We start from the raw sequence: 7,361 nt of genomic DNA, 5'->3' as shown, positions 1-7,361 counted from the left end.
TTTCAAATTTTTCCATTTTCTCGAAGATTTCTGCAATAAGAGGTCTTAGCTCATTATAATTTTCTCTACGAGTTTTGTTATCCACGAAGCGAGGATTAGTCATCCATTCAGGTTTATTCAAAATTTCACAGAATTTTTTCCATTGCTCTTCTGAATGAATTGAAAGCGCTACATAATTATCATCACCAGCTGCCACAAATACATCTTCCGGTGCATACATGGTATGTGCATTTCCCTTACGTTTAGGAACTTCACCCGTCATGGAATATTCTAAGATTTGCTTATCAACCAATCCGAATAAACTATCCTGCATTGCAACTTCAACCAATTGACCCTGTCCTGTTTTTCTCTGATAAATCAATGCTGTAAGAACCGTCGAAAGCATTGTCAGCCCCGAATAGTTGTCCCCTATGGAAATACCCAGTTTCTGAGGGGGTTGTTCTTCTCTCCCTGTGCTATACATTATACCACTATATGCTGTACAAATATTATCATACGCCTTTAATGGTGAAAAAGGTCCCTTCGAGCCATATCCGTTTAATGTTGAATATATCAATTTGGGATTAATTTTTTTCAGATCTTCATATCCCAGTCCAAGCTTGTCCATGGCACCATTTCTCATATTTACCAGCAAGATGTCAGCATCTTTTACAAGCTCATATATTATTTCTTTACCCTCTTCTTTTTTCAAATTAACAGAAATAGCTGTCCTGTTTCTATTAAAAGTACCATAATAACAACTTCTATTCTCATAATCTCTAGAAAATGGCGGCCACTGGCGTGACTGCTCCCCTCCCATTGGTTCGATTTTTATTACTTCTGCCCCCATGTCTGCGAAAAGCTGGCCGGTATACACAGCACTATAAGCATGTGTAAAATCTAGTATTTTTACTCCTTCTAACGGTTTCATTTCTTTTCCTCCTTATTTTAGCTAGTTTAAATATCTTATTTACACTGCCTTTTCATCTTGTTCAAAAAATACCATGCTGTCTAGAACACTGTCCGTATCTGCTCCAAGCTCCGGTGCGGGTTTGGTTACATCAACTGGAGTTTCACTCATAACACCAAGTACTGAAGGTACTGCATAATCACCCAATACATCATCGTGTTTTTGTACAACAACACCTTTTGCCTTAAACTGATCACAGTTATATGCTTCGTCAATTGTAAAAACAGGAGCTGCCGGAATACCAACATCATTTAGCAGTTTTGTTGCTTCTGGGCCTGTATACCCAGCCAAAGCATTTTCAATTCTAGTCTTCAAGTCACCTCTGAAATACTGTTCCTGTCTTAATTGAATATCAGCATACTCTTTTAAGAATTTAATTTCCGGAAAGCCCAATACATCACACAAGTCTTCCCACATTTTTTGTGTTGATGGAGATAAACTTACAAAACCACCCTTGCATTTGATAGTATCATATGGGGTGATTGTAGGATGTGCATTTCCAACACGTATTGAATCCAACTTCTCATGTTGATAAGATGCATATCTGTCCTCTAGCAGACAAACTGCACAATCCGCCATGGCCATGTCGATCATTTGCCCTCTTCCCGTTGTTAGTCTTGATATGTAAGCAGCATTTATTGCTGACAATACCAGATGTGCAATGGAGTATCCCATAATTGGATATCCTGCCATTGATGGCACATCGTCAGTCATACCAGTAGTTTGAAGATATCCGCCAAATGAAAATGTAGTATACTCAGTCAATGGATAATCCCTCATTGGTCCGGTCGTACCAAAAGGTGATAATTTCAAGTAAATAATTTCAGGGTTGATTTTCTTCATTACTTTATATGACAATCCCATATCTTTCAATTTATCTATAGGAAGATTTTCAACAACAATATCCACCTTCTCTATTAGAGTCTTTAACGTTTCCAATATCTTTGAATCTGTGAAATCCAACATTACGCTTTTCTTTCCCCTATTCAACAATTCGAAATATGCACTCTTGCCATTTTTCACAGGTTCCCATGTCCTGGCGATATCCCCTCCTGTCGAAAGATCTTCGATTTTGATTACCTCCGCCCCATTATCTGCCAAGTACATTGTTGCAGCACTCGCATCATGTCCAACAGAAAAATCCAGTACTTTTATTCCTTCTAATGCTCTCATTTGTTTCCTCCTTAATCTATTTTTTCTATCAATGATAACTAGTCACGTTATTATATAAAGCAACAATCATACCAAAATAGACATATTACTTGAATTTAATTACTGATTTCTATAAAAACATTGGAAAATGAACAATAAAAAAAATAAACTTTTTAGAAAAGTTTATTTTTCAATAATTTATGTTAATCTATTTCATTAATATGGTTTGATAGCGTTTCGTTTTCGGAACAATTAGTTCTGTTTCCGGAACAATTAGTTCCGATTCAGGAACGCTTCACTCACAAATATTGCAATATTTATGAATAAGTCTGTGCGCCTTTGTTGGAGAAATCTGTAGACTTTTCGCTACCATCCTACAAGTTTTATATTTCGCAAAGGATTCTACAACAATTCTCCTTTCCAGCTCTGTTTTCTTTTCCTCTAAGGAAATCCTCCCGTCAAAGTCATTCTTTTCATCTAACTCATCTTTTTTACGTACAGCTGATTCCTCTTTATTGTGTATTTTGGTTCTTCTTTCAAGGAATGCAACATCCTTGGGATATACTATATCAGAATCAACGGTTACTGCCAGTTTTTCCATATAATTCTTCAACTGTCTAACATTTCCAGGCCAATTGTAATTGCATAATGTATCATAGGTTTCGGGAGCAATGGATTTTCGAAACCCAAATTTCTTGCAGTAGGTATTAAAAAACATATTTGCTAGAAGTCCTATATCACCTTTTCTTTCCTTTAGTTCCGGGATGTTGATTTCAATAACACTCAGTCTCCAGTATAAATCTTCTCTGAATCTTTTTTCCTGACTCTCCCGATACAGATCCTTATTTGTTGCGGTTATAATACGCATATCGCTTTGAATCTCTTTCCTTCCACCAACCTGCATATATTTCTTGTTCTGTATGAAGCCAAGAATTTTCGGCTGCAGTTCCAAGGACAACTCTCCGATTTCATCCAAAAACAGAGTTCCTCCTTCAGCAGCTGCAATCAATCCAAGCTTCCCTTTTGGATTTGATCCCGAGAATGTATATGGGGCATAACCGAACAGTTCTGACTCTATCAGGTTGGCCGGTATCGCAGAACAATTGACCATTACAAAAGGTGCCTCTTTTCTCTCACTATTGTCATGTATATACTTGGCAAGCATATTTTTTCCAGTGCCCGTTTTTCCAGTCAACAAAATTGTTGTATCTATCATTGCAACTTTATCGGCATTATCCAAAACAGCAAGCATTTGAGGTGAATCAGTAACAATATCTCTATTAAGCTTAAAGTCCTTATCCGCTTTCGACTTCGTGTCAGAATAACTGATATCGACAGTATAGGACTTTTCTCTGGACAAGCATACTACCATTTCAACTTCATTATTCTCATCAAGAACCGGACATAAGGTTGTCAATATTCTTTTACCGCTATAGGTAGCTTTTTGCTCTATTGTAAAATTCTTTTTTTCCTTATATACATCCAATAAAGCAGAAGGATACCAAAGCTCAGAGTTTTCATTGATTTCATCATTTTTTTTACCATACATCTCTTCAAGAGTAAAACCATACAGTTTTTCAGACGCACGGTTCATATAAACCAACCGTGTATCTTCTCCTGTTACATAAACACCTTCGTTAATGTGCTCTAATATCTCAAACAGTTCATAATTGGACAAATCGCATATCTTGTGAAGTTTATTTATAGTTTCTTTAATTTTATTTTTATTGTTTCCTTCAATGGAATTCATATAAAGAGTATATCACAAAATTTGCAAATTGATAAGAAATAGAAATAGTTATCATTCTTGTGCATAAACATACAAACTGTCGGTTTTGGCATGATATTTGCTTTATAGTTTATAGGCAACAAAAAATTTAAAGGAGTTTGTATAATGAAAATAGTAAAAGTTGAAGCATTTGCACTTAGGGTTCCACCTGAAGATGGAAACATCGAAGTAGAATGGGGTATGGATTGTTCACTGGTAAAAATCACAACAGACAATGGCATTATCGGCTGGGGTGAAACAGACTCCAATCCGGCAATTATTAAAACCCTTTTTGACATGCCGACCTCTCACTACCTATCATACAGCATAAAAGACCTTCTGCTTGGAGAAAATCCGCTTGATATTGAAAGACTGTGGAACAAGATGTATCTGAAAACTCTGCATTATGGACGATCAGGCGTTGGCATACACGCCATAAGTGCTGTAGACATTGCACTTTGGGACATTGCCGGCCAGTATTACAACGTTCCCGTCTATCAGCTACTTGGAGGAAAATACAGGGATAAAATAAAAACTTATGGTACTTTCATCCCTTATGAGGATCTGGACCAGACAGTTGAGACTGCAAAACGTTCCCTTGCTGACGGTGGATTTGACACACTTAAATTTGGCGGTACACCATACGGACTGGAAGAAAAATACGATATTGAATGTGTTAGAAAACTCCGTGAAGCATTGGGTGATGACATTGGATTGGCAGTAGACGTATCCAAGCTGTGGCCAGATTTCGGCTCAGCTCTTTCAAGAATGAAGAAACTGGAAGAATACAATCTGGAATGGGTTGAAGAACCTTGTCTTGCAACGGATTATGATTCTTATCGCAAACTGGCTTCCATGGTCACGACAAAGATTTCCGGCGGAGAAGCATTGACAACAGTTCGTGAATTCAGTGATTTTATGCAACAGGCAAGCCCCGCAATTGTCCAACCTGATGTAACCAACTGTGGCGGCATTACCGAAATTAAGAGAATAAACATGCTAGCAGAACTCAATTCCTGCAGGCTCATACCTCACAACTATGGTTCCGGAATCTTGCTTGCAGCAACGATACATTCACTGGCCTCATTCCAGCATGGAAACCTCATGGAATATTCAAATAGCCTAAGTCCTTTTTTCCGTGATTTGGATAGAAACTTGATTAGGTCCGTTGATGGTTATGTAGCTGTACCTGACAGACCTGGTCTTGGTGTAGATATTAATGAAGATGTAATAAAAGAATACTCTTATACGTGGTAAAATAGATTCTACGTTAACTTGATGAAATCGAATCATGAATATGATTCACGCAGAATTTAGGTATTAGGTATAAACATGGACAGTGGTTTAAATGGAGGCAGAAAATGGATAAATTGATATCAGAAATTGAAAAGAACCCTATTTTCACAAGAAGAAGCATCAGGAAATATGCTGATAGGGAAATTGAAGAAGAGAAGCTTGATAGAATCGTAAGAGCAGCAATGCAGGCACCTTCATCTGGGAATGAACAACCTTGGGAAATTCTAGTGATCCAGAATAAAGAGACATTGAAAAGGATTTCTGAAGCCAGCAAGTATGTGGATTTTGTAGACAAGGCCGGAGCAGTTATACTGGTCATGAGCAACGACCATTATCTAAAGTTTGATGGAGACTATGAGCAACAGGATCTTTCTGCTGCAACACAAAACATATTGCTGCAGATTGTTGTTGAAGGTCTTGGAGGAGTATGGATGGGAGTTGCACCTGACAGGGAAATGATGGATTACCTGGTAGACCTCTTTGGTTTGTCTGAAAACCTGACACCCTTTTCCCTTGTATCCATGGGGTATGCAGAATCTGAAGTATCCAACAAATATGTTAACAGGTTCAATGCTTCAAGGGTTCATTATGAAAAAATTGACTAAATAATATTTGATAAGGGATGATTTTATGAAATATAAAGGTAAAAATGAAAGTAAGTGAAATAAAATCAATTATAGACAGTTATATGAACCCTGTAATTGAAGTAAGCCAGGCAACAATTGCCAGGAAATCAAAAAGATATAATGATGAAATTTTCGGTTACTAAAATGATACTATAAAACAAAAAAGCACGTTCTTGTCATGACTGTATTTATTGATTATAATGAAATTACCAAAGAATTTAAAAACTTTTAGATACATAAACTCAACAAGAAGGACTGTCTCTCTTAAGGGAGACAGTCCTTCTTGTTATAAGTAAAAAAACGCCTCTAAGGCGTTTTTTTTACTGTATATTTATTTTACCAGACTCAATCATTTCAAAAAGAATTGAAACGATTTTAATGTCAATAAGCCCTTTGGAATAACCACTTCCGTCCAGTTTCTCGTGATGATGCAGGATTGTTTTTAATGAAGGTTCCAGATTTTTTAAAGACCTGCATCTTTTTGATCAAGCTCCAACTCTTTTCCTAGGCTCTTGGCAATCATTGCTACTCTTCTCCAGATCAATTATCTTTTCATCCAAAGCCGAAGAATTTTTTTCTTTTCCAAAGCATTGGAAACAATTTTAACAAGTTCTTCATTGTTCCATGGCTTTTCCAGATAATAGTAAACACCAGCCTCATTGATACTTTTGATCGCATTCTCCTTGTCCGCATAACCTGTCAAAAGAATGCTTTCTGTTCTAGGACTTCTCTTTTTCATCTCCATCAAAAACTCTATTCCATTCATTTCAGGCATCAGAAAGTCTGAAATAATTACATCAATTTCATTGTTTTCTCCAATGTAGCCTAGAGCATCTTTGGGATTGTTAAAAGTAATAACTTCATTTTGTGTTCTTAGTTTAAACAGCATGGCTACTGTTTTAGTAATCATAATTTCATCATCAACGACCATGATTCTTGCCATATCTTACCTCTCTTCATATCTTTCAGTCTTTTTTTATATATTGTCGTATTGTGCTATGGGTATAACTACAAGTACAAGTAAGACATGAATTATTGATAACAACTTGGAATCTATACCAACTCTGACACTACCATAAATATCACCATCATAACCAGAAAGCTCTTTAACCAAATAATCATCGGAAATTTTCTTTATTTCATCTGGGAAATTTCCTTCAGTCTTGTCCAGCTCGATATTAAGTGCTTCGTTTAAATATAAGTTTCCAAATTCCCTATATACATACTGATTGTCCAATACAACTTCAAAACTCAAATAAGGAACCGAATCATGTAGCTTTTAATTTCATTAATCATCTTACTATGATTTGTTATTTCCAATTCACCATCTATTTCAAGTGAAGATTTAACGATTATGTCTTCTATTCTTTCAATAAAATATTCATCCAGTGTTTCTTCAAAATAAAGTAAGTGTCTGCACACAGCAGACACCTACTTTTCCTGTTTAAATTCAATAATGTTCAGTTCACATTCAAGGTCTAATGACAGTCGTGTTCCTCGCATGAATCACCTGAGTCTGCAACATTTCCCTGAATCCAATTATCAGCAACAGTTTTAACGTCTCCTGAAC

Annotated in this window: 8 protein-coding genes; 2 read left to right on the top strand and 6 right to left on the bottom strand. The window is 36.4% G+C overall.

From position 1 onward, the window contains the following. From AC3AX0_RS04310 to AC3AX0_RS04300, 3 genes are all read right to left on the bottom strand, one after another. The coding region (locus AC3AX0_RS04310; RefSeq protein ID WP_487549074.1) for a CaiB/BaiF CoA transferase family protein at positions 1-910 on the bottom strand (910 nt) is incomplete at its 3' end. A 39-nt stretch (positions 911-949) separates the two neighbouring features. Further along, positions 950-2,122: a CaiB/BaiF CoA transferase family protein gene (locus tag AC3AX0_RS04305; protein WP_487549073.1), complete on the bottom strand. Its 1,173-nt coding sequence runs from the start codon at positions 2,120-2,122 to the stop codon at positions 950-952. 274 nt (positions 2,123-2,396) lie between these two features. Next, entirely contained in the window at positions 2,397-3,851 is a 1,455-nt protein-coding gene (locus AC3AX0_RS04300) for a sigma-54 interaction domain-containing protein (protein ID WP_487549072.1), read from the bottom strand. Positions 3,852-3,995: 144 nt separating this feature from the next. Between AC3AX0_RS04300 and AC3AX0_RS04295 the strand changes: the two genes are divergently transcribed. Together AC3AX0_RS04295 and AC3AX0_RS04290 are read left to right on the top strand one after the other, a co-directional pair. Beyond that, positions 3,996-5,126 (top strand): mandelate racemase/muconate lactonizing enzyme family protein, encoded by a 1,131-nt coding sequence (locus AC3AX0_RS04295; protein WP_487549071.1) that lies wholly within the window; start codon positions 3,996-3,998, stop codon positions 5,124-5,126. 104 nt (positions 5,127-5,230) lie between these two features. Continuing rightward, positions 5,231-5,770: a nitroreductase family protein gene (locus AC3AX0_RS04290; RefSeq protein WP_487549070.1), complete on the top strand. Its 540-nt coding sequence runs from the start codon at positions 5,231-5,233 to the stop codon at positions 5,768-5,770. A gap of 565 nt (positions 5,771-6,335) precedes the next feature. Here AC3AX0_RS04290 and AC3AX0_RS04285 read toward each other — a convergent pair. Genes AC3AX0_RS04285 through AC3AX0_RS04275 form a run of 3 tightly spaced genes read right to left on the bottom strand, consistent with a single transcriptional unit; the run spans position 6,336 to position 7,213 of the window. Continuing rightward, positions 6,336-6,734 (bottom strand): response regulator, encoded by a 399-nt coding sequence (locus AC3AX0_RS04285; protein WP_487549069.1) that lies wholly within the window; start codon positions 6,732-6,734, stop codon positions 6,336-6,338. A 33-nt stretch (positions 6,735-6,767) separates the two neighbouring features. After that, positions 6,768-7,028: a hypothetical protein gene (locus AC3AX0_RS04280; RefSeq protein WP_487549068.1), complete on the bottom strand. Its 261-nt coding sequence runs from the start codon at positions 7,026-7,028 to the stop codon at positions 6,768-6,770. A gap of 14 nt (positions 7,029-7,042) precedes the next feature. Next, entirely contained in the window at positions 7,043-7,213 is a 171-nt protein-coding gene (locus AC3AX0_RS04275) for a hypothetical protein (protein ID WP_487549067.1), read from the bottom strand. Between the last annotated feature and the right edge of the window lie 148 nt (positions 7,214-7,361).

Source organism: Dethiosulfatibacter sp., assembly GCF_983023055.1.
Note: the sequence above shows the minus strand (reverse complement) of the source record. Positions and strands in the feature narration are given on the sequence as shown.